Source organism: Bacillus sp. SIMBA_031 (assembly GCF_046535225.1).
In the GTDB taxonomy this organism is placed as follows: domain Bacteria; phylum Bacillota; class Bacilli; order Bacillales; family Bacillaceae; genus Bacillus; species Bacillus velezensis.
The window spans coordinates 1-264 of sequence record NZ_JAWRXC010000346.1 but is presented as its reverse complement, the minus strand read 5'-3'; the positions used below and the strand labels follow the sequence as shown (position 1 = coordinate 264).

At 54.2% G+C, this 264-nt stretch carries 1 protein-coding gene; it reads right to left on the bottom strand.

Annotation, left to right across the window (positions count from 1 at the left end; genetic code table 11):
• Positions 1-62: 62 nt before the first annotated feature.
• Positions 63-264: histidine phosphatase family protein (locus SB724_RS20580; protein ID WP_410572768.1), on the bottom strand; the 202-nt coding region annotated here is incomplete at its 5' end.

Genomic DNA, 264 nt, shown 5'->3' with positions numbered 1-264 from the left:
ATCCCAAAGGACTTTGACCAGCACAATTCGCTAATTTGCCACAAGTTTTTCTGAATTGTTTTCTAGAGGCCCCAACGGACAATCGCAGGTGTTCTCTTATCCCATCCCAAAGTGCACACCTTCCCGGTTCCCAGGACAAAGTGCCGCCCCTCGCGGGCGTCCATTTCGAGCCATCGGGCCGTCAGGATCCTGGAGAAATGCCCATGGGCAACCACCAGCACGTTATCCATTCCGGACTCCAGCACCCGTCCGATGATTTTGTCG